This window comes from Pseudomonas asgharzadehiana (genome assembly GCF_019139815.1).
In the GTDB taxonomy this organism is placed as follows: Bacteria; Pseudomonadota; Gammaproteobacteria; order Pseudomonadales; family Pseudomonadaceae; genus Aquipseudomonas; species Aquipseudomonas asgharzadehiana.
The window spans coordinates 941,830-967,744 of sequence record NZ_CP077079.1 but is presented as its reverse complement, the minus strand read 5'-3'; the positions used below and the strand labels follow the sequence as shown (position 1 = coordinate 967,744).

Below are 25,915 nucleotides of genomic sequence, written 5' to 3'. Positions count from 1 at the left end.
TTAGGCCGCCAAGGCGTGGCGCTTGCCAAACAACGCCACACTGCCCACCCCAACCGCGCCCATCACCACGCAGTACCCTACGCAAATCCATGGGCTGGTGGGCATCAGCGCGATCAGCATCAGCGGTGTGGTGCTGGCCCACAGCGCGTAGGCGATGTTGTAGGTGAAGGAAATGCCCGACACCCGCACCTGCGCGGGGAATAAACCGACCATCACCGAGGGCACCGCGCCCACCACGCCGCAACTCAAGCCTGCTACGGCGTAAGCCGCGCCCAGCCACACTCCGCCGCTGATCAGGCTGGCATACAGGAGAAAAATCCCCAGCGGCAGCAGCAGGCTGTACACCAACACCGCGCGCCAGGCGCCGATGCGGTCCACCAGCAGGCCGGCGAGCACGCAGCCGATATTCAGGAACACGATGCCCAGGGCGCTCAGGGCGAAGGTGTGGCCAGGGCTCATGCCGAAGGTTTTTTGCATCATGGTCGGGGTGATGACGACGAGGACGACCACTGCGGAGGTAAGCACGCAGGTGAGGATCATCGCCGGTAGCAGCACAGCGCGGTGGTCGCGCAATACGGTGCGCAGCGGGAGTTCAGCCGCCGCCTGGCGGCGCGCCTGCATTTCGAGGAACACCGGGGTTTCGCTGAGCCAGCGGCGCAGCCATACGCCGATCACGCCGAACACACCGCCGAGCAGGAAAGGGAAACGCCAGGCGTAGTCGAGGATTTCGGCAGGGGTGAAGACTTGCGCCAGCAGCGTCGCGGTCAAGGCGCCAAGCAGATAGCCGAAAGTCAGGCCGGCCTGCAGGAAACCCAGGGCATAGCCTCGGTGATGACGCGGGGCGTGCTCGGCCACGAATGTCCAGGCGCTGGGCACTTCGCCGCCCACCGCGGCGCCTTGCAGCACGCGCAGCACCAGCAGGATCAACGGTGCGAAATAACCGATTTGCGCGTAGGTCGGCATGATCCCGATCAGTAGGCACGGCAGCGCCATCATCAGGATGCTCAGGCTGAATACGCGTTTGCGTCCCAGGTGATCGGCAAAGTGCGCCATCAGGATGCCGCCCAGCGGGCGCGCCAGGTAGCCGGTGACGAAAATGCCGAAGCTCTGCAGCAGGCGCAGCCACTCGGGCATTTCTGGCGGGAAGAACAGTTGGCTGAGGGTCAGCGCGAAAAACACAAAAATAATGAAATCGTAGATTTCCAGGGCGCCGCCCAAAGCGGCCAGGCCCAGGGTTTTGTAGTCGGAGCGGGAAAAACGCTGCGCCTGTGGGACAAAGGTGGCAGTCATGTGCAAGCTCGGTAGACAGACAAAATGGCGTGCAGGTTATGAGCTGAGCCGGGGGATGGCAATCGCTGCAGATATATTTGTTTTCCTCATGGATCGATGAAGATAACTGCATTCCAATATCAATGGGCGTGGAGGAACATGCGCGAAAACTGCCGCCCCATAATAAATACAAGAGGTACGACTCGTGGCCGATGCTATCGAAGAAAGCCGCTATGCCCGATTTGCCCTGCGTTGCTCCAACTTCGCCGAACGCTGGTTCCCTGACTCCTGGGTGTTCGCCGCTCTCGCGGTGATCATTGTCGCGGTGGCGACCCTGAGCATGGGCGCCGCGCCCACCGAGGCCGCCAAGGCGTTCGGCGATGGTTTCTGGAGCCTGATCCCGTTCACCATGCAGATGGCCTTTGTGGTGATCGGCGGTTACGTGGTCGCCAGCTCGCCGCCGGCGGTGAAGCTGATTGACCGCCTGGCGCGCATCCCGAAAAACGGCCGCTCCGCCGTGGCGTGGGTGGCGTTGATCTCCATGCTCGCCTCCCTGCTCAACTGGGGCCTGTCTCTGGTGTTCGGTGGCCTGCTGGTGCGGGCGCTGGCCCGTCGCACGGATTTACGCATGGACTACCGCGCGGCCGGTGCCGCAGCTTATCTGGGCCTCGGCGCGGTATGGGCGCTGGGGTTGTCGTCGTCGGCCGCGCAATTGCAGGCCAACCCGGGCAGCTTGCCGCCATCGATTTTGTCGATCACCGGGGTGATCCCGTTTACCGAGACCATTTTTCTGTGGCAATCGGGCGTGCTGTTGCTGGCGTTGATCGTGGTATCGCTGATCATCGCCTACGCCACCGCGCCCGGCCCGAACAGTGCGCGTGACGCCAAGGCCTGCGGTGTCGACCCGGCCTTCAACTTACCCAAGCCGCAAGCACCGAGCCGCCCCGGCGAATGGTTGGAACACAGCCCGCTGCTGACTATTTTGCTGGCGCTGCTGGCGGCCGGTTGGCTGTTCCATGAGTTCTCGACCAAGCCGGCGATCAGCGCCATTTCGGGGCTCAACACCTATAACTTCCTGTTCATCATGGTCGGCGCGCTGCTGCACTGGCGCCCGCGCAGCTTCCTCGATGCGGTGGCCCGCGCGGTGCCCACCACCACTGGCGTGCTAATCCAGTTCCCGCTGTACGGCTCGATCGCCGCGCTGATGACCGTGGTCAAGGGCGGCGACGGCCAGACCCTGGCGCACCATATCTCGACCTTTTTCACGTCCATCGCGTCCCACGACACTTACGCGCTGCTGATGGGCGTGTACTCGGCGGTGCTGGGGTTCTTTATCCCCTCGGGCGGCGGCAAGTGGATCATCGAAGCGCCTTACGTGATGCAGGTGGCCAACGAACTGCAATACCACCTGGGTTGGGCGGTGCAGATCTACAACGCCGCCGAAGCGCTGCCGAACCTGATCAACCCGTTCTATATGCTGCCGCTGCTGGGCGTACTGGGGCTGAAAGCGCGGGATCTGATCGGGTTTTCGTTTGTGCAGTTGTTGGTGCACACGCCGTTGGTGCTGTTTTTGTTGTGGGCGTTGGGCACGACGTTGAAGTATTTGCCGCCGGTGATGCCTTGATCAAAGGACAACGCACCTGTTGAAGGTTTCACAGTTCACCTCGGTGCTATCCATCATCGAGCCAGTCTAGCAGCGCTGGCTGCCTGTAGACACAGGCAGCCCATCGCATCCTTGCTACCGCCTTGGTATAGGTGAGACTTTGCATTGATCTTCGAAAAATACACCGATGCTTTTATACAATCGACGCCTGCAAAACTACTTTTCGAGTTGAACGCACAGGTTTGTCCCACTCAACACGATGGCAACCCCTGACTTTTTTCCTCAACGCCTGTGATTAACCTGACGCGGATGATTCCTCACACAACACCAAGGAAATCCGATGACCCCGTTATCCAAGACGCTTGAAGAATTGCTCAGCGCTATTTACCAGGACGATAACGTGTCGTTCGTTGAATACAGAACCCTGCGAGACGATGCAGACCGCCGCATGTCTGCCGTTATCAAAGAGTTTGGCCTGCACAACAATGTCACGGCCTTTCAAAAAGCCATCGACGTTGCGATGCAGCTACTACAGACCAGCGTCATCGACGCAAAGAAAAACCAGCTGACCGACACTGGCGAAGCCATCGTCAAGGATGCCCTCACCGCGCAGGTCGAGTACTTGCGGGCCGGCAGCCAACTGGCACTGCGGTTGCTGTAATCGTCTGTCTCCGTTCCGTCACATTGCATTGCTACCGTCCTGCGAAATATCTTGCAACAACTCGCCAAGGACTCTCCGCAATGAGTGATGAGCACGAAGACCGCCCTTCCTCCGATTCCGCCATCCAACCGGCGGTAGACACCAGCCGTCGACGCTTCCTCGGAGGCGCGGCGGTGCTGGGGGTTGGCGCGACCTTGAGTGCCTGCGGCAATACCAGCGAAACACCGGGCAAACCGGTGGCGCGGCCGCTGACCTCACAAGAACTGGATAAAGCCCTGCACGACCAGGTGAAAACCGTGGTGGTGATCTATGCCGAGAACCGCAGTTTCAATAATTTATTTGCTGACTTCCCAGGCGTTGAGAAACCACTGTCGGCCCTTAAGGCCAACGATTACCAGCAACGCGACCGCAATGGCAGCGTCTTGTCCACCCTGCCCCCGTCCTGGGGCGGCGTACTGCAGGTGGGCCCGCAAACGGTGGACGGGGTCACGTACCCCAGCGAAGTACAATTCCAGGAAAACCTGCCCAACGCGCCCTACGCCCTCAAAGGTCCAAATGGCGAAGACCTGCCCTTGAGCCTGGTCACCCGCGACCTGTGGCACGTGTTTTACCAGAACCAAATGCAGATCAACGGCGGCAAGAACGACGGCTTTGTCGCCTGGGCCGATTCCGGCGGCCTGGTGATGGGCCATTACGCCCAGAGCCGTTATGCCCTGCGCCTGTGGGACGTGGCCAAGGAGTTTGTGCTCTGCGATAACTTCTTCCAGGGGGCGTTCGGCGGCTCGTTCCTGAACCATCAATACCTGATCAGCGCTACCGCGCCGGTGTACCCGAATGCCGCGCAATCGGTGGCCAAGGCCCAGATCGCTACGCTGCAAAGCGATGACCCGACCGATACGCGCCTCAAGCCCCTGGACAAATCCCCAGCCAGCGCCATGACCGGCCCACCGCAGTTCGGCCCCAGTGCGCTGACCCCGGACGGTTACGCCGTGAACACCCTGGCCCCGCCCTACTGGCCGACCTGGATTCGCGACCCGGACAATCCGGATTTTGCCAAGCCCGACCTGCCCAACGTACTGGTACCGCAAACCCACGAGCACATCGGCGACAAACTGTCGAAAAAGAATGTGGACTGGGCGTGGTACGCCGGCGCCTGGCAGGCGACGCTGGATCAGTTCAAGGACTCGGGCGGCATCCCGAAAATCCCGAATTTCCAGTATCACCACCAGCCGTTCAATTACTTCAAGCAACAGGGCCCGCACAATCGCGCCGAGCGTGACAAGCGCTTGCGCGACGGCGGCCTGGGCGATGAGTCCAGCACCAACAGGTTCTTCGCCGATGCCCAGGCGGGCAAGCTGCCGGCCGTGACCTTCTACAAGCCCCAGGGCAACTTGAACATGCACGCCGGTTACGCCGACATAGCCTCGGGCGACCGCCATATCGCGCGCGCCCTGAAAGTACTGCAGGAAAGCCCGCAGTGGAAAAACATGGTGGTGGTGGTGACGGTCGACGAAAACGGCGGCTGGTGGGACCACGTGGCGCCGCCCAAGGGCGACCGCTGGGGGCCTGGCACACGGGTTCCGGCGCTGGTGGTGTCGCCGTTCGCGCGCAAAGGCCTGGTGGACCATACGGTGTACGACACGGCGTCTATCCTGCGTTTGATCACCCGAGTATTCGGGCTGGAGACCCTGGATGGCCTCAAGCAGCGCGATGACGCCATGGTTGCACGCGGGCAGAAACCCATGGGCGATTTGAGCAACGCTTTGCAGTTCAGCGTGTAGGACGCTTATCCAATAGCGACATGCCCGACGATTTAGCACGCGGTTTTCCTGGTCAACCGCTACTGTGTGGAAGTGGGCTTTCAACCCGCGCAGACGGGCTTTCGCTGACAAGGAATCAACTATGTTCAAACCGACCAGGCTCTGCCTAGCCGTGGCCGCACTGATAGGCAGTGCGGTCGTACAGGCGGACATCGACGTACCACTGGGCAGCACGCAACGCGTCACCCAGTTGTTCGCTTACCCCAATAACTGCAACGTGATCTGCTATCGGCCCTGGACGCTGGAGCAGACCGCCGAGCACTATCTGAACCAGAGTGTGCAGCGCGACGGCTACAGCCGAGCCAAAGTCAGCGTCAAGGTCCATGACGGGCAGGTAAAGGCCACCTTCAGCGGCGTGCCCGACAGTTATGGCCAGCCCCTGACGAAGCTGCTCGATACGGCCGACCTCGCCTACCAGGGCGCCAGCAAGCTCAACAGCGACGGCAAGTGGGCCTATAACTGGTACCTGTTCCTGCCGCTGGGCATGGCCCTGGAAAATCGCAAAAGCATCGAATTGCTGCACTTTCCGCCGGACTACTCGCTGACCCAGGCCCAGGACTACCTGGAGTCCAAAACCACCGACCGCTGGGCTGACTTGCTCACCACCAACGGCGTGCCTGCCACCGAAACCCCGGCCTACCAGACGATCATCGATATCGCCCCTATCGCTGCGCCCTCCAATGCGGGCAAAGACCTGGAGGGCCTCTACAGCTATTTCACCGACTACCAGACGCGCATGGTCAAGGAACTGAGCCTGGGGCCCACCGGCTCGTTGCCGATGGTCGCGTTCGGCGCGCCGGTGCGCAGCTGGGTCAAGCAACAATACGGGCAAACCGTGGGCGTGCTGGGCCTGGCGCAGATCAGCCCCGAGGACGGCAAAAGCGTTTCGGTATTGGGCGCCAACCATCCCAGCTATATCTGGTATGCGGCCGACCCCGCAACCTATGACGGCAACGAGCAAAAGGCCGACGAGGCTGGTTTGAAGGTGATGGGCCAGGATTTAAGCGCGGCTTGCTGGCAGGCAGGAATGGGTCAGAAGCCGGCGAGCGACCCGAATGTACTGCTCAAGGCCTGCATAAACACCTGGCAAGTCACGCGCAAAGAGCAGACCTGCGAGTTGTTCTACACCTCGGTACGCGACCTGAGCCCGGAGCAGGCGAATGCCAAATGCGCTACGCCAACCATCAAAAACCAGTTGAAACAGCTCAAGAACGCCGCTCCAACCCCCGCAATCACAGCGCCAGCGCTCTAAGCTGCCAAAAAAATGATCGGTTTCTACTGTCATATTTGACAGTAGAAATCGAACCCAACTTCAGCCAGCCTTAACACGCGCCTATCCGCTGCAAGACTGGAACTCAGCTATCACCCGCAGGTCGATGCAGCCTCACCAAGGAGAGTTATGAAAACTCAAGCCATGGATAAGGTTAAAACGGCTGTGGGTGACTGTCTTTACCCCTTCAAGACGCTGCTTATTGAACAAGGCTACCCCTCGAGCGCGCAATTCAGTGTCGTGCCAAGCGTCGCTGACCAAGGCGGCGGAGTCCGGGCTCGCCGAGCCCTGGACGGGCGCATACGCATCGCCAACGTCTCCGGCTATGTCGTGGGCGAACGCCGCCTGCACACGTTGCAGCTATCGCCGCGCATCCACTTGTACGATTGTTGGTTCTGCGGCCTGTTACAGCATTCGTGCAACCCGAATGTGTTTTTCGACACCACGTACCTGGAGCTCTGGACCCTGCAGCCTATCGCCGCCCGCGCCCCGCTGACCCTGGACTACGCCAGCACCGAGGACGTGCTGTTCCGGCAGTTCGCTTGCGATTGCGGCGAGCTGAACTGCCGGGGCTGGATCACCGGCAGCCAGGAACCATTGAACGCCGAAGGGCAGGCATTCATGGCCCAGTGGCGGATGCGCAAACGCCCTTAGGCTTCGCCCAAGGGGCGCAGGCGGTATTGCGGCGGCAGCTGCTCGAAGCCACTGATCGTGGTGTTCAAGCTTTTCCAGCGACCGTCCTTGATCCCGTAGATGCATCCATGGATCGACAGGCTCTGCCCACGGTGCCAGGCGTTTTGCACAATGCTGGTATGACCGACGTTGGCCACTTGCTGAATCACGTTCAGCTCGCACATGCGGTCTACGCGCTCTTCTTCGGTTGGCAGTTGGGCCAGCACGTCGCGGTTTTCGTAGTAGAGGTCGCGGATGGTACGCAGCCAGCCGTCGATCAGGCCGAACTGGCGGTCCTGCATCGAGGCACGCACGCCGCCGCAGCCGTAGTGGCCGGTGACGAGGATGTGTTTGACCTTGAGTACATCGACCGCGTACTGGATCACCGACAGGCAGTTGAGGTCGGTATGCAGTACCACGTTGGCCACGTTGCGGTGCACAAACAGATCACCGGGCAGCATGCCGACGATCTCGTTGGCCGGCACACGGGCATCGGAACAACCGATCCACAGGTATTCCGGGGTTTGCTGGCGGGCGAGCTTGGCGAAGAATTCGGGATCTTCCTGTTTGATCGCATCCGCCCAGCGTTCGTTGTTATCAAGCAGGTCTTGTAATTCGTTCATCAGGGAAAGCCTCAGGAATGATGCGCAGGTGTGTGACTGACGAGCCTTCGTCCGGGTCACGCCGAGCGCCAATTAGCTTGAATCTTTGGGTAGCTGTGCCTGTCCACACACTATAAGCCCCACAGTATGAGGATTGGCCATGACTGAATCACGACGTCCCTACGGCGCTACGCAACCCGAACCGATTGATGACAACGAAGACCGCATGGGTGAAGTGCGCGAGCTGGATTTTGACGAACAAGACCAGACAGCAGAGATCGGCGACGAACTGCCAGGCCGCGAACGCGACCTGTTAATGCCCGACGAACGGGTGCGCGAAGCCGGGCTGACCGGGGCCTCGGTGGATGACCATGAGTCGACTGATGACGACATGAGCCCGGAAACGCTGATCCAGGAAGACGGTGCGCGGGATGCGCGCGAGGAAGGTGAAGCCGGCGCCGCCGACTACGACTTGAGCGTTGTCGGTGAAGATGACATCGGCGGTGGAAACGGATTGGACGAGGCCGAGCTGGCCGATCTGGACCCGCTCAACGCCAAGCGCTGATTGAAATGTGTGAAAGGGGGCTTGCTCCCGATAGCGGGAGCAAGCCCCCTTTCACAGGGTTCGTGTGCTTAATCGACCAGGGTGCAAGCCATCACGACGGCGTCTTCACGCCCACCCACGGCGGGGTAGTAATCGCGCCGACGGCCGACCTCGTTGAAACCGTAACGCTCGTAGAGGCGAAACGCGCCGGTATTGCTGTCACGCACTTCCAGGAAGCACTCCCGGGCGTTCGCCGCGTAGGCGCGGGACATCAAGTGTTCCAGCAACGCCAGGCCCAGGCCACGGCCCTGGTTTTCCGGCTTGACGGTGATATTCAGCAAATGCGCTTCATCGAGGATGATCTGCACCACGCCATGACCCACCTGCTGCTCACCTTCGAACATCAGCCAGATCTGGTATTTGCCCAAGCCGTCCAGAAAGATGCCGCGTGTCCACGGATGGCTGAACGCGGCGTATTCGATTTTCAGCACGGCGTCGAGGTCGGCCTCGGTCATCGGGCGGAAGGATAAAGCCTCACTCATCGGTTGTTTTCCAGCGCGCCATCAGCCGGCGCATGGCTTGCCAGACATCAGCCTTACGCTGTGGCTCTTCCATTAATAATTCCAGGCCCGGCAGGGCCCACACCGAACCCAGGCCTTCTACCTGCAGTTCGCGGTACCAGGCTTCGGCATTGGCTTCGCCGGCAAAGCGCACGGCGGGCAGGCCGATCAGCCACAGGCACACACAGGGTTCGTCTTCCAGGCGCGCCGAAACAAAGCCTTGTACAAAATCCCGCGCCGCTTCGGGGCCCTGGTCCATGGTGCCGCGCGCCAGCAGCGGCCAGCGCACCGGGTCACCGACGATTTGCGGGCTGTCGGGCAGGCCGGCGGCGCGCAGCATGTCTTTGAGCAGCATGTAGGCGGGGTCGCGGGTCTGGAAGCGCTCGCCGGTGGGCAGCTCCACCAACAGCAGGCAACGCCCGGCCCGCAGCAATTGCAGGGCAAAACGCGGCGGCGGTACCACCGGCGCCTTGGCCACCGGGGCCGCCACTTCGGCGATCGCCGGCTTGGCCATCGGCGCCGGACGCGGCACCTCGACCCTGGCCCGTTCAACCGACGGACGCACCTGCGGCTCCGGCTTGACCAGCGCCACCGGCGCCGCCGCCTCCTCGCCCGAGACCGCGAACGCCTCATAGGGCTCAAGCGCCTGCAACAGCTCGGGCCGCGACGGCGCGGCAAACGGCAGTTCGGTGCGGGGTAGCCAGTTGACCACCTGCATGGCGGTCAAGTAGGCGCGACGTCGGGACTCGATAAGCACAGCTCGGCCACTTGTGGATAAGTAAAGAGCGGGGATTCTACCGCTGTTCGGTAACAATCGCCCACTGCGCACTGACCGGCTGTGGATAAATCCCGCGCCTGATGCAGTACAATCGCGACTTTTAATCGCCAACCAGCCGGCCATTCCCATGATCGAACCCAAGCGCGTCCTGCGCGCCCTCGCCGAACACTGGGCCTTACTTGAGCCACTGTGCGAACACTTCGACCAAGGCACCCTGAGCCTCGGCGAGCTGCGCGCGCAACTGGCCGCCCAACAACTGGACAGCACGCCCCAGGACATCACCAGCCTGCTGGACGTGTGGATCCGCCTGGATATCCTGGTACCCGTCGCCAAAAGCCCGAACCGTTTCGAGCTCAACGCGCAGATCCACGATTTTCTGGCGTACCTGCGCAAGGAGCACCGGCTTGGCCTGTGCCTGGAGATCGAAGCCTACCTGCGCCACCTCGAACGCCTGGCCGGTTATATCCAGGACGCCTTTGATATCCGCGACGGCCACGACCTGGCGCGCCAACTGCGCCTGTTGGATATGCGCGTGCGCGACGTACTGAAAAAACTCGCCAACGACGAGCAGGCTCTCGCCGCCGTGGCCGACCGCGCCAAGACCAGCGACCGCCAGATCCCGTTGCGCCAGCGCTACGCCGAAGTCCTGGCGACCTGGGACGAATACGTCGAACCGATGATTCAACTGGTGAACGCCGACGGCGCCTTCGAGCAAGGCGTGCGCAAGGTGGAAAACGTGCTGCTGCGCCTGCTCACCGAGCAACAGCGCCTCGGCCACCTGGTGGACGACGACATGCTGCTGCGCACCCATGCGCGCATCCTCGAAATGCAGACCAGCGCCCAGTTGACCTTGCGCCATGCGCGCGAGCTGTTGTTGCCGCTGCGTGAAGAAGCGCGCCGGCACAACGCCGTGACCCGGGGCGCGGCGCTGGCCCTGTCGGCCATCCGCCGTAAAGGCCTGGACGCGGTGCCGCAAGCGGCGATGCCGATGTTTACCCGGCCGCAAAGCACCTTCCTCGGCAGCGCCAGCCAGGTCGAAGCCTATGTGTATGCGCTGGCCAATTTCGAGCCGAAGCCGGCGCGCTTTCCCAAGGCGCACAAATCCCACAAGGGCGAAGCCCAGCGCGCGCCGCGTACGGTCAAGGAAATGCTTGAGCGTTGCGAAGACGCGTTGCCGATGCCAGACCTGATGACCTGGCTGCTGGAGCAGGAACCGGACGGCGCCACCGACGAATTGCTGTACTGGTTCTCGCGTCTCTCGCGGGAAAAACGCTTCAAGCGCGAACGCCTGGAACGCCGCGACTACCACACACACGAGCACCAGGTCAGCCTGCGCTCATTCGCCCTGCTCCCGGCCACGCCTGACGCCGCCGAGCACTCTGCGAGTACACCTCATGCATCTTGATTTATCCGAACTGTCCCAGTTGGCGCCGATTTTTCGCGAGCTGTTCAAGGGTTACCACGTCAGCCGCCGCGACCCGGAGCTGTACGCGCAACTGTCGAACTTCCAGGACCAATACCGCACGTTGTTCAAGGCCCTGGGCTTCGAGCTGGTCTGCGATACCCGTGGTTTCTATTACTTCGTGCCGGACACCGCCGTGGCCGCTGCGCAAGTGAACAAGACCGCCCAGCGCCTGGCACTCTTCACCTTCATCATCGTCGAGCACCTGGCCGACCAGGGCCGTGACCCGATCGCCGTGCTCGACGGTGGCAGCCTGGGCCGTGATGAACTGCCGTCCCTGCTGGAAAAGTACCGCGACCTGTTTATCCAGGCCGAAGTGCAGACCCAGGAAGAACTCGAAGAGAAAATCATGCGCCGCATGACCCAACTGGGTTTTGCCAGCGAAGACAACGGCATCTATCGCTTTCTGCCGCCGATGCACCGCTTCCTCGACGTGTGCCTGTCGGTGCAGCAGGACCGCGACCTGGCTGCCAGCGTGCACAGCGTGTTGCCGTTGCCGGCGCCTGTGATCATCGACGAAGACAGCGATGAAAAACTGCTGAAGACCGATGACCCGCTCGACTTGAGCGACTTTGCAGAAGAAAGCGAAGAAGACGCCCTGGCCCGCGCCATTGCCGAAGAACAGGAGACCGATGCATGAGCAAGGAACGCTACGGCATCCGCCGCTTCGCCCTATTGAACACGGCCGGTTACAGCCTGGGCTTGTTCCCGCTGGAAGAACCGTTGTCAGTGTATGGCGCCAACAACCTGGGTAAATCGGCGTCGATCAACGCCTTGCAGTTCCCGATCCTGGCGCGCATGTCGGACATGAGTTTCGGCAAGTACACCCTGGAACAATCACGGCGCTTCTACTTTGCCACCGACACCAGCTACATCCTGGTGGAAGTTTCCCTGCCCCACGGCCCGCATGTGATCGGCGTGGTCGGGCGCGGCCCGGGCGGCGGTTTCGGTCATCAGTTTTTCGCCTACGCGGGCAAGCTCGACCTGGCCCACTACCAGAAGAACGACACTTGCCTGCGTCAGAAAGAGCTGTTCACCAACCTTGAGCGCGAGGGCCTGAAAGCCTACGAACTCAAGCCCGATGAGCTACGCCGCTTGCTGGTGGGCGGCCACACGTCGATCCCGCTGGACCTGACGCTGATTCCGCTGCGCTCCACCAGTGAGCAGAGCCTGAAGACCTTCCGCGCGCTGTTCATCAACTTGCTGCACATGCGCGAAATCACGGCGGCCAAGCTCAAGCAATTGTTCCTGGATGCGTTCGAACACAGCCTGCGCTCCGGCAGCGTGGACTACATCGCCGCGTGTGAAGAAGCCTTCCGCGATGTGCGACGCATGGAACAGGACTACAACTCTCTGGTCGCCGCCGGACCGTTGGTAGAAGCGCTGGCCAATGGCGTGAAGCAGCGCGACATCCTGCGCGGCAAACTGCATCGCCTGTCGCCGCTGCTGGATTCGCTGCTGGGGACCTGGTCGGACTACGCCAGTGCCCGCAAGGAAGAGCTGACCATCCAGGCCGAGCACTACCGTAACGAGCAGGACGCGCTGCAGAACGACCAGCGCGGCGGTACCCAGGAGCTGATGCGCCTGGAGCGCGAGATCAGCGGTATCCAGCGTTGGCTGGGCGAATTGTCGGTGCTCAAACATCGCTTTGCGCTGGTCGATGACGTGAGGGTGCTGGAGCAACAATTGCTGGCGGCCAAGGATGCCCACGATGAGCTGGCGGGCGCTTTGGCGCAGTCGCGGCAGTTCAGCGCCGAGGATCTGGATGAGCGCCTGCGCGATCTGGAAAAACGCTTGAAGTCGGTCAGGCAGCAGCTCGATCACGCGGACAACAACAGCTACGCCAAGCTGCGCGAAGAATTCTCGCAGCAGGATGTCGAGCGCCTGATGCGTCTATTCAACAGCTCGTTGTTCAGCCTGCCGTTGGGCGAGCATGGCATCACGCTGGATGAGGACGGCCAGTGGGTCAAATCCCTGGAGCAGATCCTGGATGGCTTCAAGGGCGAGCGTTTTGAAGTGCCGGGGTTGTCTATCGACATCTCGCACATCGAGCCGCCTGCGTTGCAGGCCCTGGCGGACCGTGCGGCCTTGCGTGATCAGAAAGAGCGCCTGGAAAAAGAACTCAAACAGCTGAAAACCCAGCAAGCGGTCGCCTCTGACCGTGCTGCCAGCAAGACCCAGACTGAAGCGCTGTATCAGCAAGTGCTGGACGCGCAAAAAGCCTTGGAAGATTTCCGCCGCGCGCAAACCTTGAGCGCCGAAGAAGGCGAGAAGCTGGAAAACCTGGCGCAGATGGAAGCGGCCCAGGATGAGTTGAAGCGCTCCAGCGATGCCTTTACCGAACGCGTCCAGCAATTGTCGGCCAAGCTGCAACTGGTCGGCCGCCAGATCGGTGATATGGAAGCCAAGCAACGGACGCTGGATGACGCCTTGCGCCGTCGCCAGCTACTGCCGGCGGACCTGCCGTTCGGCACGCCATTCATGGACCCGGTCGACGATTCCATGGACAACCTGCTGCCGCTGCTCAACGACTACCAGGACAGCTGGCAAGGCTTGCTGCGCGCCGATGGCCAGATCGAGGCGCTGTACGCTCAGGTACGCCTCAAGGGCGTGGCCAAGTTCGACAGCGAGGATGACGTTGAGCGTCGCCTGCAACTGCTGATCAACGCCTATGCGCATCGTACCGACGAGGCGCTGACGCTGGGCAAGGCTCGCCGTGCGGCGGTCACCGATATCGCGCGTACCTTGCGCAATATCCGTAGTGACTACGACAGCCTGGAACACCAGTTGGCGTTGTTCAACCGCGAGATCAACAAACGCCAGGTGTCCAACCTGCAGAGCTTTCGCATCGTACTGGCGCCAAACAAGGAAGCCCTCAAGCATATCGACCAGATCATCCACAGTGCCGGTCAGTATGAAGAAGGCGAAACCTTGTCGGTATTCGACCTCAGCCAGAGCGCAGAACAGGACAACAAGAACGAAGAGGCCAAGGAGTACCTGGCTCGTCTGGTAGCGGCCAACCATAACCAGTTGGGCCTCAAGGACCTGTTCGAGTTGGCATTCGAGATCACCAAGGTGCATGGCCAGCCGGTGATTCACACCGACATCGATGGCGCGGCGTCCAACGGTACGACCATGACCATCAAGGCGCTGACCAACATGTACTTGTTGCTGCACTTGATGGACCGCGACCAAGCCGGTCGCGTGCGTTTGCCGTACTACCTCGACGAAGCGGCAGACATCGACGAGAAGAACCAGGCGGCACTGCTGGAAACCAGCCTGCAACTGGGCTTCGTGCCGATTCTGGCGAGTGTGAAGCCGCAGGTATCGGCGCAGGTGGCGATCGACCTGGAAGGCGGCAGCGGACCGAACGGGATCTACATCGATGAGGCGGACTGGAAGTACATCCGTCGTCACGATGTGGTGAAGGCAACGATGAATGTGCAGGCGGATGAGCCGGAGCTGGATGAGGTCTGACGTGTTGCGCTGAAATGCAAAAAGGCCGCGATCTTATGGATCGCGGCCTTTTTTTGGGCTGGGGTTTTGCGGTGTCTTTGAAGGCCCTATCGGGAGCAAGCGCCCTCCCACATTTTGCATGCACTCATACATCGAATGTGGGAGGGGGCCCGATAGCCGCGCCTCGGTCTATTTGCCTAGTGGAATCTTGGGCGCCCAGGTCAGCCATTCATCCTCAAACTTGTCGAACAGCGGGAACGTTTGCTGCGGCCGTGCAGCATTGCCCATGCGCTCACCGTCTGGGGTGGCGAACGCGATGCCGCCGGCAACCAGGGTTTCCAGGGACTCCGTGCGTACAGTCGCGCCCTTGAACAGACCAAAGTCGAGGCCAAAACCACTCGTGTTCCAGAAGCGACTGCCGCTGCGCACCAAGGGTGCGTACTTGGGCTCGATCAGGATGTGGACCAGGACGCGATCGGCGGTCTGGCCCAACTCGTACCCGGTGACCTTGCCGACGGTAACTTCGCGGTAGGTGACCGGTACGCCTTCCTTCAACGAGCCGCGGCGCGCGGCGCTGAGGGTGAGGCTCAGGCCCGCCGCCTGGTGAACGGCTTCAGGCGGCTGGTCCAACGCGACGAAACTCTTTTGCGGGCCGGCGTTTTTCGCGGCTGGCTGTACTTCGATGTACTGGCCGGTGACCAGGGTTTCCAGGTTGGAGGTTTTCATCAGGCCCAGTTCAGGCTTGACCACCCAGAACTGAGTACCGACGCGCGCAATCCGGTCAGCCACTTGGGTGATACGGGCGCTGAGCAATACCGACTGCATGTCGGCACTGAGGTCGACGCTTTCGATCTTACCCACATCCAGGCCTTTGAAGCGTACGGGCGTGCCGGGACGCATGCCGTCGGCGCGGTCGACCTTGATGGTTACGAGGGTGCCGTGTTGATTGGCGGCCTCGCGATCAGCGAACAGGCGGAAGCGTGGGATGCGTTTTTTCAGGGGTACGTTCGGTTCCGGAGTTTCGAAGGCAATACCGCCAGCCATCAAGCTGGCCAGGGATTCACTCTTGACCTGGATGCCGCCGGTAAGTCCACCGGTCAGGGTGACGCCGCTGGCATTCCAGAAACGCGTCGAACCGTTGACCAGGTTTTCGTACTCCTTTTCGATGTGAACACCGATCACCAGTTGCTTGTTCTTGCGCGAGAACTGGTAGCTCTGCACCGAACCGACTTTGACTTGCTTGTAGAGAATCGGGCTGCCGACATCCAGGGAGCCCAGGTTGTCGGTGAACAGCACCAGATGCAGGCCGGGGGAACGCAGGTCCAATGGTGGCGCTTTGGCGCGGGCAACGTATTCACGCTGCGGGGCACTGCCCTTGTCGCCAGGACGGACGGCGATGTAGTTACCTTTCACCAAAGCTTCCAGCCCGGTGATGCCGGCCAGGGAGATGGACGGCTTGACCACCCAGAATTGGGTGTCCTGCACCAGGTAATCTTCGGCCAGCGGGTCGAGGGTCAGCTCGGCGTTGGCGCTGGAAAGGTCGGGGTCGATCTTCAAGGTTTTCAGGCTACCGACCTGAATGCCTTTGTACATCACCGGCGTGCGCCCGGCTTGCAGACCTTCGAAGTCGGTGAGCTTGACCTTGACCCTGATACCAGCGGCTGCGGCGTCGAAGTCTTCGTATAGGCGGAAGGGCAGGCTTGGGTCGGTCGGCGGGCTGTCCTTGCGGTTTTCCGGCGTAGCGAAGGCGATACCGCCGGCGACAATGCTGGAAAGCGACTCGCTGCGCACCTTCACACCAGAGAGATTGGCGTCGATGCTGATACCACTGGCGTTCCAGAAACGCGTGTGTTTGCGCACCAGGCTGGCATAGGTCGGCTCGATGTAGACCTTGATCTCAACGGTGCTCTGGTCCTCGGACAGCAGGTAGCTTTTGACCTGGCCGACCTGGATCTGCTTGTAGAACACCGGGCTGCCACGATTCAACGAACCAAGACGGTCAGCCTTGATGGTCAGGTGCAGACCGGGCTTGGCGTCAGACAGCGGAGGCTCCTCGGAGAGCGCCTTGAACTTGCGTGTGGGCTCTCCATCGCCAGGGCTGGCGGCGATGTAGTTACCCGATACCAGTGTTTCCAGGCCGGTGATACCCGCGAGGCTGACACTGGGCTTGACCAGCCAGAAGCGCGTGTTGGTCTTAAGATATTGATCGACGTCCTTGTTCATCTCGATGGTGGCGATCACGCCGCGATTGTTCCCTTCATCGTCCAGGGCCAGCGCCTTGACCTTGCCCACGGGCATGCCTTTGTAGACCACTTCGGTCTTATTGACCTGGATTCCTTCGCCGCTTTCGAAGCGCACCTGGATCTCAATACCTTGTTGGGAATAGGCGCGCCATCCCAGCCAGCCGCCAATGATCAGGGCAATCAGGGGCAATACCCAAATGGCCGACCAGTTGGAGGCTGGGCGGGTTTTAGCTTTAGGTAGATCACTCATGGTCGTCGTCCGACTCCGTGTTGTCCCAAATCAGTCGGGGATCAAAAGTTACAGCGGCAAGCATCGTCAAGATCACCACACTGGCGAACGCCGCAGCGCCGAGGTTGGCCTCGATACTGGCAAGTCGTCCAAAGTTAACGACCGCCACCAAGATGGCGATCACGAAGATATCCAACATGGACCAGCGCCCAATGAATTCGATAAAACGGTACATCACAATACGTTGTTGCGCGGAGAGCGGTTGGTGACGCTGCACCGAGAACAGTAGCAGACCAATGCCCACCAGCTTGAATGTGGGCACCAGGATACTGGCGATAAATACCACGGCGGCGATGGGATACATCCCATGCTGCACCAATTCGATTACGCCAGCCATGATCGTACTGGGAGAGCCTTGGCCCAGCGTGTTGATCGTCATGATCGGTAATAAGTTAGCGGGTATATACAAAATCGCCGCAGTGATCAGCAAGGCCCAGGTACGTGCAAGGCTGTTGGGACGACGAGCATGGATCAGTGCACCGCAACGCGTGCAGGTTTGCTCATCGCAATCCTCTTCTTGCCTGTTCAACTCGTGGCACTCGGTACAAATCAGAATGCCTGCATCAATCGCCCGCATGATCATCGCCCCCTGACAGCGCTTGCCAGATCTGGTGCGGCGACATCACCACCTCAAGCAGAACCTGAACCATTAATAAGCTGACGAAGCAGACCAGACCAAGACCGATCGTGATGGAGGCCATGTCGGCTAGCTTGACGATCGCCACCAGGACGCCCATCAGATAGACCTCCAACATTCCCCAATCCTTCATATGGTGATAGATGCGGTACAACAACAGCCCATAGCTGCGGCCGATCTTCCAACGAATACTGAGCAGCACGGCCAATTGGCAGAGCAACTTGAGTAAGGGAATGCCCATGCTGCACATGAACACCACGGCGGCTACACCTTGCATACCGGTGTCGAACAGGCCGACTACACCGCTCCATACCGTGTCCTCTGAGGATTGCCCGAGTAGATTGAGCTGCATGATGGGTAGAAAGTTCGCAGGGATGTACAACAGCAACGCAGCGAGCACCAAGGCGAGGCTTCGCTCAATGACGTTGTGGCGGTGAGCGTACAGCTCGTAACCGCAACGCGGGCATTGGGCTTTTTCACCGAGGGCAAGTACGGGTTTGCGCATCAGCAAGTCGCACTCATGGCATGCCACCAGATCGTCCAGTGGTAAATCCGACACCCCGAGGGCATCAACCGGATCGGGCATAGATAGGGCTCTGACTCTAAAAAGGTTAGGTGCCTATTCTAGTGGTCTGGTTCAGAAATAACTGTGCAAATTTGTCGGTCACTCGCTGGAGAATTCCGTCTGACTTTTCGAGCGCCCAAAACAAAACCCCATCTGCTTTCGCAAATGGGGTTTTGGAATTTAATCTTGACGATGACCTACTCTCACATGGGGAAACCCCACACTACCATCGGCGATGCATCGTTTCACTGCTGAGTTCGGGATGGGATCAGGTGGTTCCAATGCTCTATGGTCGTCAAGAAATTCGGGTACTGACTCGTGACCAGATGGCCTCGCTTCAGCAAATTGGGTATGTGACAGCAGTCGGTGTTTTGTGAGTTACAAACTTTCGGTTCGTTTCGTCTTCACACACCGCAATCTGATGCTCTTTCGAGTAGTCAAATTGCTTGGGTGTTATATGGTCAAGCCTCACGGGCAATTAGTATTGGTTAGCTCAACGCCTCACAGCGCTTACACACCCAACCTATCAACGTCGTAGTCTTCGACGGCCCTTCAGGGAACTCAAGGTTCCAGTGAGATCTCATCTTGAGGCTAGTTTCCCGCTTAGATGCTTTCAGCGGTTATCTATTCCGAACATAGCTACCCGGCAATGCCACTGGCGTGACAACCGGAACACCAGAGGTTCGTCCACTCCGGTCCTCTCGTACTAGGAGCAGCCCCTCTCAAATCTCAAACGTCCACGGCAGATAGGGACCGAACTGTCTCACGACGTTCTAAACCCAGCTCGCGTACCACTTTAAATGGCGAACAGCCATACCCTTGGGACCGGCTTCAGCCCCAGGATGTGATGAGCCGACATCGAGGTGCCAAACACCGCCGTCGATATGAACTCTTGGGCGGTATCAGCCTGTTATCCCCGGAGTACCTTTTATCCGTTGAGCGATGGCCCTTCCATACAGAACCACCGGATCACTAAGACCTACTTTCGTACCTGCTCGACGTGTCTGTCTCGCAGTCAAGCGCGCTTTTGCCTTTATACTCTACGACCGATTTCCGACCGGTCTGAGCGCACCTTCGTACTCCTCCGTTACTCTTTAGGAGGAGACCGCCCCAGTCAAACTACCCACCATACACTGTCCTCGATCCGGATAACGGACCTGAGTTAGAACCTCAAAGTTGCCAGGGTGGTATTTCAAGGTTGGCTCCACGCAGACTGGCGTCCACGCTTCAAAGCCTCCCACCTATCCTACACAAGCAAATTCAAAGTCCAGTGCAAAGCTATAGTAAAGGTTCACGGGGTCTTTCCGTCTAGCCGCGGATACACTGCATCTTCACAGCGATTTCAATTTCACTGAGTCTCGGGTGGAGACAGCGCCGCCATCGTTACGCCATTCGTGCAGGTCGGAACTTACCCGACAAGGAATTTCGCTACCTTAGGACCGTTATAGTTACGGCCGCCGTTTACCGGGGCTTCGATCAAGAGCTTCGCGTTAGCTAACCCCATCAATTAACCTTCCGGCACCGGGCAGGCGTCACACCCTATACGTCCACTTTCGTGTTTGCAGAGTGCTGTGTTTTTAATAAACAGTCGCAGCGGCCTGGTATCTTCGACCGGCATGGGCTTACGGAGCAAGTCCTTCACCCTCACCGGCGCACCTTCTCCCGAAGTTACGGTGCCATTTTGCCTAGTTCCTTCACCCGAGTTCTCTCAAGCGCCTTGGTATTCTCTACCCAACCACCTGTGTCGGTTTGGGGTACGGTTCCTGGTTACCTGAAGCTTAGAAGCTTTTCTTGGAAGCATGGCATCAACCACTTCGCTAACTAAAAGTTAGCTCGTCATCAGCTCTCGGCCTTAGAATCCCGGATTTACCTAAGATTCCAGCCTACCACCTTAAACTTGGACAACCAACGCCAAGCTGGCCTAGCCTTCTCCGTCCCTCCATCGCAATAACCAGAAGTACAGGAATATTAACCTGTTTTCCATCGACTACGCTTTTCAGCCTCGCCTTAGGGACCGACTAACCCTGCGTCGATTAACGTTGCGCAGGAAACCTTGGTCTTTCGGCGTGGGTGTTTTTCACACCCATTGTCGTTACTCATGTCAGCATTCGCACTTCTGATACCTCCAGCAAGCTTCTCAACTCACCTTCACAGGCTTACAGAACGCTCCTCTACCGCATCACTTACGTGATACCCGTAGCTTCGGTGTATGGTTTGAGCCCCGTTACATCTTCCGCGCAGGCCGACTCGACTAGTGAGCTATTACGCTTTCTTTAAAGGGTGGCTGCTTCTAAGCCAACCTCCTAGCTGTCTAAGCCTTCCCACATCGTTTCCCACTTAACCATAACTTTGGGACCTTAGCTGACGGTCTGGGTTGTTTCCCTTTTCACGACGGACGTTAGCACCCGCCGTGTGTCTCCCATGCTCGGCACTTGTAGGTATTCGGAGTTTGCATCGGTTTGGTAAGTCGGGATGACCCCCTAGCCGAAACAGTGCTCTACCCCCTACAGTGATACATGAGGCGCTACCTAAATAGCTTTCGAGGAGAACCAGCTATCTCCGAGCTTGATTAGCCTTTCACTCCGATCCACAGGTCATCCGCTAACTTTTCAACGGTAGTCGGTTCGGTCCTCCAGTTAGTGTTACCCAACCTTCAACCTGCCCATGGATAGATCGCCCGGTTTCGGGTCTATTCCCAGCGACTAGACGCCCTATTAAGACTCGCTTTCGCTACGCCTCCCCTATTCGGTTAAGCTCGCCACTGAAAATAAGTCGCTGACCCATTATACAAAAGGTACGCAGTCACCCAACAAAGTGGGCTCCCACTGCTTGTACGCATACGGTTTCAGGATCTATTTCACTCCCCTCTCCGGGGTTCTTTTCGCCTTTCCCTCACGGTACTAGTTCACTATCGGTCAGTCAGTAGTATTTAGCCTTGGAGGATGGTCCCCCCATATTCAGACAAAGTTTCTCGTGCTCCGTCCTACTCGATTTCATGACTAAGAGATTTTCGCGTACAGGGCTATCACCCACTATGGCCGCACTTTCCAGAGCGTTCCGCTAATCTCAAAGCCACTTAAGGGCTAGTCCCCGTTCGCTCGCCACTACTAAGGGAATCTCGGTTGATTTCTTTTCCTCAGGGTACTTAGATGTTTCAGTTCCCCTGGTTCGCCTCTTGCACCTATGTATTCAGTACAAGATAACCATCTTATGATGGCTGGGTTCCCCCATTCAGACATCTCCGGATCAAAGTCTGTTTGCCGACTCCCCGAAGCTTTTCGCAGGCTACCACGTCTTTCATCGCCTCTGACTGCCAAGGCATCCACCGTATGCGCTTCTTCACTTGACCATATAACCCCAAGCAATCTGGTTATACTGTGAAGACGACATTCGCCGAAAATCTGTAATCACTCACAAATTTTACCTTAGCCTGATCCGTTACCAGTGAAAGTAACGTTCAGTCTATCTTTCTATCACATACCCAAATTTTTAAAGAACGATCTAATCAAAGACTAGAAATCAACATTCACCATCGCTAGGATGGAATGCTCATTTCTAAGCTTTCATACGTCAGAAGCAGTAGTGGTGGAGCCAAACGGGATCGAACCGTTGACCTCCTGCGTGCAAGGCAGGCGCTCTCCCAGCTGAGCTATGGCCCCATATTTCTACAGGCGTTTCCCACACAAAATTGGTGGGTCTGGGCAGATTCGAACTGCCGACCTCACCCTTATCAGGGGTGCGCTCTAACCAACTGAGCTACAGACCCAATTTCGGGCTGCTTCTTATCGTCTTCTTCAATGAATCAAGCAATTCGTGTGGGAACTTATGGAGCAGCTGATGTCGTCGATTAAGGAGGTGATCCAGCCGCAGGTTCCCCTACGGCTACCTTGTTACGACTTCACCCCAGTCATGAATCACACCGTGGTAACCGTCCTCCCGAAGGTTAGACTAGCTACTTCTGGTGCAACCCACTCCCATGGTGTGACGGGCGGTGTGTACAAGGCCCGGGAACGTATTCACCGCGACATTCTGATTCGCGATTACTAGCGATTCCGACTTCACGCAGTCGAGTTGCAGACTGCGATCCGGACTACGATCGGTTTTATGGGATTAGCTCCACCTCGCGGCTTGGCAACCCTCTGTACCGACCATTGTAGCACGTGTGTAGCCCAGGCCGTAAGGGCCATGATGACTTGACGTCATCCCCACCTTCCTCCGGTTTGTCACCGGCAGTCTCCTTAGAGTGCCCACCATGACGTGCTGGTAACTAAGGACAAGGGTTGCGCTCGTTACGGGACTTAACCCAACATCTCACGACACGAGCTGACGACAGCCATGCAGCACCTGTCTCAATGTTCCCGAAGGCACCAATCTATCTCTAGAAAGTTCATTGGATGTCAAGGCCTGGTAAGGTTCTTCGCGTTGCTTCGAATTAAACCACATGCTCCACCGCTTGTGCGGGCCCCCGTCAATTCATTTGAGTTTTAACCTTGCGGCCGTACTCCCCAGGCGGTCAACTTAATGCGTTAGCTGCGCCACTAAGAGCTCAAGGCTCCCAACGGCTAGTTGACATCGTTTACGGCGTGGACTACCAGGGTATCTAATCCTGTTTGCTCCCCACGCTTTCGCACCTCAGTGTCAGTATCAGTCCAGGTGGTCGCCTTCGCCACTGGTGTTCCTTCCTATATCTACGCATTTCACCGCTACACAGGAAATTCCACCACCCTCTACCATACTCTAGTCAGTCAGTTTTGAATGCAGTTCCCAGGTTGAGCCCGGGGATTTCACATCCAACTTAACAAACCACCTACGCGCGCTTTACGCCCAGTAATTCCGATTAACGCTTGCACCCTCTGTATTACCGCGGCTGCTGGCACAGAGTTAGCCGGTGCTTATTCTGTCGGTAACGTCAAAACAATCACGTATTAGGTAACTGCCCTTCCTCCCAACTTAAAGTGCTTTACAATCCGAAGACCTTCTTCACACACGCGGCATGGCTGGATCAGGCTTTCGCCCATTGTCCAATATTCCCCACTGCTGCCTCCCGTAGGAGTCTGGACCGTGTCTCAGTTCCAGTGTGACTGATCATCCTCTCAGACCAGTTACGGATCGTCGCCTTGGTGAGCCATTACCTCACCAACTAGCTAATCCGACCTAGGCTCATCTGATAGCGCAAGGCCCGAAGGTCCCCTGCTTTCTCCCGTAGGACGTATGCGGTATTAGCGTCCGTTTCCGAACGTTATCCCCCACTACCAGGCAGATTCCTAGGCATTACTCACCCGTCCGCCGCTCTCAAGAGAAGCAAGCTTCTCTCTACCGCTCGACTTGCATGTGTTAGGCCTGCCGCCAGCGTTCAATCTGAGCCATGATCAAACTCTTCAGTTCAAACATCTTTGGGTTTTTAAGAAACCCTAAACTTGGCTCAGCAATCGTTGGTTACATCTTTGATTTCTCGCGGAGTAACTTGTGATGCTGATAATCTTGTTGACTATCAGTCTGACTCCACAAGCACCCACACGAATTGCTTGATTCAGTTGTTAAAGAGCGGTTGGTTAAGAGCTTTCGTCTCAACCGAGGCGCGCATTCTACAGCAGCCTCATTTGCTGTCAAGCGGTTATTTTCAGAAGCTTTCGAAGATTTCCTCAACAACTTCAACCACTTGCGCTTCCGATCTCTCGTCAGCGGGAGGCGAATTCTACAGCGTTACACGCTGCTGTCAACACCTCTTTTTCAACTTCCTTTTGGCTTCGATGAACTGAAGCAACTTGCTGCCGAAAACTGCGTAACTCATTGTTTACCAAGGAGTTTTCCGTTTCGACTGCGCCGGAAGTGGGGCGAATTATAGGCTTCCAGAATCTGGCGTCAACCTTCTTTTTCATATTTCTGTCATATGGACCAAAAAAGCCCAGAAACGCAAAAGCCGGCCCCAAAGGGCCGGCCTTCTGGCTACCGAGCCTTACAAGCTGGGGAACGCGAATTGCGACGCTTCATGGCTGGCCCGTTGCGGCCAACGCTGGGTAATCGCCTTGCGGCGCGTATAGAAGCGCACCCCATCCGGCCCATACGCATGCAAATCGCCAAACAGCGAACGCTTCCAACCACCAAAGCTGTGATAGGCCACCGGCACCGGCAAAGGCACATTCACCCCCACCATACCTACTTCAATCTCATCACAGAACAGACGCGCCGCTTCACCGTCGCGGGTGAAGATGCAGGTACCGTTGCCATATTCGTGATCATTGATCAACTGCATCGCCGCTTCCAGGCTGTCCACCCGGACTACGCACAATACCGGCCCGAAGATTTCTTCCTTATAGATGCGCATCTCAGGGGTCACACGATCAAACAGGCTGCCGCCGAGGAAGAACCCGTCTTCATGCCCCGCAACACTCAAGCCTCGACCGTCGACGACCAGTTCAGCACCCGCCGCCACACCGTCTTCTATATAGCCACTGACCTTATCCCGCGCCTGCCCCGTCACCAGCGGCCCCATATCCAGCCCGCATGACGTACCCGCACCAATCTTCAGCGCCTTGACCTGCGGTACCAGCTTGGCAATCAACGCATCCGCCACCTGGTCACCTACACACACAGCCACCGAGATCGCCATGCACCGCTCGCCGCAGGAACCATATGCCGCGCCCATCAAGGCACTCACCGCATTGTCCAGGTCCGCATCCGGCATCAGCACCGCATGGTTCTTCGCCCCACCCAGCGCCTGAACGCGCTTGCCACGCTTGGTCGCCTCCGAATAGATGTACTCGGCAATCGGCGTCGAGCCTACAAAACTCAGCGCTTTCACTTCCGGCGCCTCGATCAAGGCATCCACCGCGCCCTTGTCGCCGTGTACCACGCTCAGCACGCCTTTGGGCAAGCCGGCCTCCTGCAGCAATTGCGCGATCAACAGCGTCGAGCTCGGATCACGCTCCGAAGGCTTGAGAATGAAGCAGTTACCGCACACGATCGCCAGCGGATACATCCACAACGGCACCATCGCCGGGAAGTTGAACGGGGTAATACCTGCCACCACACCCAACGGTTGGAAATCCGACCAGGCATCAATATTTGGCCCGACGTTACGGCTGTACTCGCCTTTAAGAATCTCCGGCGCCGAACACGCGTACTCCACGTTCTCGATCCCGCGCTTCAACTCGCCAGCCGCATCTTCCAGAGTCTTGCCGTGCTCCTCGCTGATCAACTGCGAGATACGCGCTTCGTTCTGCTCCAGCAACTGCTTGAAACGAAACATCACCTGGGCACGCTTGGCTGGCGGCGTATTGCGCCACGCCGGGAAAGCCGCCTTGGCGGAGTCGATTGCACGCTGAATGGTGTCACGGCTGGCCAACGGCACTTGATGAATCACCTGGCCGGTGGACGGGTTGTACACGTCGGCACTGCGACCGCTGTCATTGACCAATTCGCCGTTGATCAAGTGTTGGATAAGGCTCATGCAGGGCTCCTGAAAAGTTGTTCTATATAGAAGG

Annotated in this window: 17 protein-coding genes, 2 tRNA genes and 3 rRNA genes; 9 read left to right on the top strand and 13 right to left on the bottom strand. The window is 58.5% G+C overall.

The window, feature by feature from the left end:
• Positions 1-1,290 (bottom strand): MFS transporter, encoded by a 1,290-nt coding sequence (locus tag KSS96_RS04280; RefSeq protein WP_017529950.1) that lies wholly within the window; start codon positions 1,288-1,290, stop codon positions 1-3.
• A 184-nt stretch (positions 1,291-1,474) separates the two neighbouring features.
• On the opposite strand from KSS96_RS04280, the gene KSS96_RS04275 reads away from it, so the two are divergent.
• The 5 genes from KSS96_RS04275 to KSS96_RS04255 all read left to right on the top strand — a co-directional run bounded on the left by KSS96_RS04275 (position 1,475) and on the right by KSS96_RS04255 (position 7,277).
• Positions 1,475-2,893, top strand: coding sequence for a short-chain fatty acid transporter (locus KSS96_RS04275; RefSeq protein ID WP_065877350.1), 1,419 nt, complete (start codon positions 1,475-1,477; stop codon positions 2,891-2,893).
• Positions 2,894-3,212: 319 nt separating this feature from the next.
• Positions 3,213-3,533, top strand: coding sequence for a hypothetical protein (locus KSS96_RS04270; RefSeq protein WP_017529952.1), 321 nt, complete (start codon positions 3,213-3,215; stop codon positions 3,531-3,533).
• 80 nt (positions 3,534-3,613) lie between these two features.
• Entirely contained in the window at positions 3,614-5,314 is a 1,701-nt protein-coding gene (locus KSS96_RS04265) for an acid phosphatase (RefSeq protein WP_065877351.1), read from the top strand.
• Positions 5,315-5,435: 121 nt separating this feature from the next.
• On the top strand, positions 5,436-6,605 hold the full coding sequence (locus KSS96_RS04260; RefSeq protein WP_065877352.1) for a hypothetical protein: 1,170 nt from the start codon (positions 5,436-5,438) through the stop codon (positions 6,603-6,605).
• Between the two features lie 147 nt (positions 6,606-6,752).
• Positions 6,753-7,277: a hypothetical protein gene (locus KSS96_RS04255; protein ID WP_017529955.1), complete on the top strand. Its 525-nt coding sequence runs from the start codon at positions 6,753-6,755 to the stop codon at positions 7,275-7,277.
• Here the strand turns inward: KSS96_RS04255 and can are convergent.
• Positions 7,274-7,918: a carbonate dehydratase gene (gene can / locus KSS96_RS04250; RefSeq protein ID WP_003188288.1), complete on the bottom strand. Its 645-nt coding sequence runs from the start codon at positions 7,916-7,918 to the stop codon at positions 7,274-7,276. The two genes, KSS96_RS04255 and can, sit on opposite strands and share 4 nt — an antisense overlap.
• A gap of 139 nt (positions 7,919-8,057) precedes the next feature.
• On the opposite strand from can, the gene KSS96_RS04245 reads away from it, so the two are divergent.
• Complete coding sequence (locus tag KSS96_RS04245; RefSeq protein ID WP_017529956.1) at positions 8,058-8,462, top strand: hypothetical protein; 405 nt, start codon at positions 8,058-8,060, stop codon at positions 8,460-8,462.
• A 68-nt stretch (positions 8,463-8,530) separates the two neighbouring features.
• On the opposite strand, the gene rimI is transcribed toward KSS96_RS04245, so the two are convergent.
• Positions 8,531-8,983, bottom strand: a complete 453-nt coding sequence (gene rimI / locus KSS96_RS04240; protein ID WP_017529957.1) for a ribosomal protein S18-alanine N-acetyltransferase — start codon at positions 8,981-8,983, stop codon at positions 8,531-8,533.
• The gene (locus tag KSS96_RS04235) at positions 8,976-9,719 is read right to left on the bottom strand and encodes an energy transducer TonB (RefSeq protein ID WP_065877353.1); all 744 of its coding nucleotides are present in this window, start codon (positions 9,717-9,719) and stop codon (positions 8,976-8,978) included. The genes rimI and KSS96_RS04235 overlap by 8 nt, the downstream gene beginning before the upstream one ends.
• A 187-nt stretch (positions 9,720-9,906) precedes the next feature.
• Between KSS96_RS04235 and mksB the strand changes: the two genes are divergently transcribed.
• The 3 genes from mksB to mksF are packed head-to-tail and all read left to right on the top strand — an operon-like array spanning position 9,907 to position 14,718.
• On the top strand, positions 9,907-11,184 hold the full coding sequence (gene mksB, locus KSS96_RS04230; protein WP_017529959.1) for an Mks condensin complex protein MksB: 1,278 nt from the start codon (positions 9,907-9,909) through the stop codon (positions 11,182-11,184).
• On the top strand, positions 11,174-11,881 hold the full coding sequence (gene mksE / locus KSS96_RS04225; protein ID WP_017529960.1) for an Mks condensin complex protein MksE: 708 nt from the start codon (positions 11,174-11,176) through the stop codon (positions 11,879-11,881). Before mksB ends, mksE begins: the two co-directional genes overlap by 11 nt.
• Entirely contained in the window at positions 11,878-14,718 is a 2,841-nt protein-coding gene (gene mksF, locus KSS96_RS04220; RefSeq protein ID WP_137219995.1) for an Mks condensin complex protein MksF, read from the top strand. The genes mksE and mksF overlap by 4 nt, the downstream gene beginning before the upstream one ends.
• A gap of 168 nt (positions 14,719-14,886) precedes the next feature.
• On the opposite strand, the gene KSS96_RS04215 is transcribed toward mksF, so the two are convergent.
• The 9 genes from KSS96_RS04215 to KSS96_RS04175 all read right to left on the bottom strand — a co-directional run bounded on the left by KSS96_RS04215 (position 14,887) and on the right by KSS96_RS04175 (position 25,881).
• Entirely contained in the window at positions 14,887-17,190 is a 2,304-nt protein-coding gene (locus KSS96_RS04215; RefSeq protein WP_217855751.1) for a PqiB family protein, read from the bottom strand.
• Positions 17,183-17,806: a paraquat-inducible protein A gene (locus KSS96_RS04210; RefSeq protein ID WP_017529963.1), complete on the bottom strand. Its 624-nt coding sequence runs from the start codon at positions 17,804-17,806 to the stop codon at positions 17,183-17,185. The genes KSS96_RS04215 and KSS96_RS04210 overlap by 8 nt, the downstream gene beginning before the upstream one ends.
• Positions 17,793-18,452, bottom strand: coding sequence for a paraquat-inducible protein A (locus KSS96_RS04205; RefSeq protein WP_017529964.1), 660 nt, complete (start codon positions 18,450-18,452; stop codon positions 17,793-17,795). The genes KSS96_RS04210 and KSS96_RS04205 overlap by 14 nt, the downstream gene beginning before the upstream one ends.
• A gap of 163 nt (positions 18,453-18,615) precedes the next feature.
• Positions 18,616-18,731: ribosomal RNA gene (gene rrf, locus KSS96_RS04200) — 5S ribosomal RNA — on the bottom strand.
• Positions 18,732-18,888: 157 nt separating this feature from the next.
• Positions 18,889-21,780, bottom strand: a 23S ribosomal RNA gene (locus KSS96_RS04195).
• Positions 21,781-22,014: 234 nt separating this feature from the next.
• A tRNA-Ala gene (locus tag KSS96_RS04190) sits at positions 22,015-22,090 on the bottom strand.
• A gap of 30 nt (positions 22,091-22,120) precedes the next feature.
• Positions 22,121-22,197 (bottom strand) — tRNA-Ile (locus KSS96_RS04185).
• An 82-nt stretch (positions 22,198-22,279) separates the two neighbouring features.
• Positions 22,280-23,816: ribosomal RNA gene (locus tag KSS96_RS04180) — 16S ribosomal RNA — on the bottom strand.
• Together the 16S, 23S and 5S rRNA genes with 2 tRNA genes alongside form the textbook arrangement of a ribosomal RNA operon.
• Before the next feature lie 571 nt (positions 23,817-24,387).
• Positions 24,388-25,881 carry a CoA-acylating methylmalonate-semialdehyde dehydrogenase gene (locus KSS96_RS04175; protein WP_017527825.1) on the bottom strand — a complete coding sequence of 498 codons (1,494 nt, stop codon included), beginning with the start codon at positions 25,879-25,881 and terminating at the stop codon, positions 24,388-24,390.
• Positions 25,882-25,915 lie beyond the last annotated feature (34 nt).

Excerpts from the sequence above, each read along its gene's own strand:
- rimI (WP_017529957.1), bottom strand. The coding sequence starts at position 8,983 with ATGAGTGAGGCTTTATCCTTCCGCCCGATGACCGAGGCCGACCTCGAC.
- KSS96_RS04210 (WP_017529963.1), bottom strand. The coding sequence starts at position 17,806 with ATGCGGGCGATTGATGCAGGCATTCTGATTTGTACCGAGTGCCACGAG.
- KSS96_RS04265 (WP_065877351.1), top strand. The coding sequence starts at position 3,614 with ATGAGTGATGAGCACGAAGACCGCCCTTCCTCCGATTCCGCCATCCAA.
- mksF (WP_137219995.1), top strand. The coding sequence starts at position 11,878 with ATGAGCAAGGAACGCTACGGCATCCGCCGCTTCGCCCTATTGAACACG.
- KSS96_RS04235 (WP_065877353.1), bottom strand. The coding sequence starts at position 9,719 with ATGCAGGTGGTCAACTGGCTACCCCGCACCGAACTGCCGTTTGCCGCG.
- KSS96_RS04215 (WP_217855751.1), bottom strand. The coding sequence starts at position 17,190 with ATGAGTGATCTACCTAAAGCTAAAACCCGCCCAGCCTCCAACTGGTCG.
- KSS96_RS04270 (WP_017529952.1), top strand. The coding sequence starts at position 3,213 with ATGACCCCGTTATCCAAGACGCTTGAAGAATTGCTCAGCGCTATTTAC.
- KSS96_RS04280 (WP_017529950.1), bottom strand. The coding sequence starts at position 1,290 with ATGACTGCCACCTTTGTCCCACAGGCGCAGCGTTTTTCCCGCTCCGAC.
- KSS96_RS04205 (WP_017529964.1), bottom strand. The coding sequence starts at position 18,452 with ATGCCCGATCCGGTTGATGCCCTCGGGGTGTCGGATTTACCACTGGAC.
- KSS96_RS04260 (WP_065877352.1), top strand. The coding sequence starts at position 5,436 with ATGTTCAAACCGACCAGGCTCTGCCTAGCCGTGGCCGCACTGATAGGC.
- can (WP_003188288.1), bottom strand. The coding sequence starts at position 7,918 with ATGAACGAATTACAAGACCTGCTTGATAACAACGAACGCTGGGCGGAT.
- mksB (WP_017529959.1), top strand. The coding sequence starts at position 9,907 with ATGATCGAACCCAAGCGCGTCCTGCGCGCCCTCGCCGAACACTGGGCC.
- KSS96_RS04255 (WP_017529955.1), top strand. The coding sequence starts at position 6,753 with ATGAAAACTCAAGCCATGGATAAGGTTAAAACGGCTGTGGGTGACTGT.
- mksE (WP_017529960.1), top strand. The coding sequence starts at position 11,174 with ATGCATCTTGATTTATCCGAACTGTCCCAGTTGGCGCCGATTTTTCGC.
- KSS96_RS04245 (WP_017529956.1), top strand. The coding sequence starts at position 8,058 with ATGACTGAATCACGACGTCCCTACGGCGCTACGCAACCCGAACCGATT.
- KSS96_RS04175 (WP_017527825.1), bottom strand. The coding sequence starts at position 25,881 with ATGAGCCTTATCCAACACTTGATCAACGGCGAATTGGTCAATGACAGC.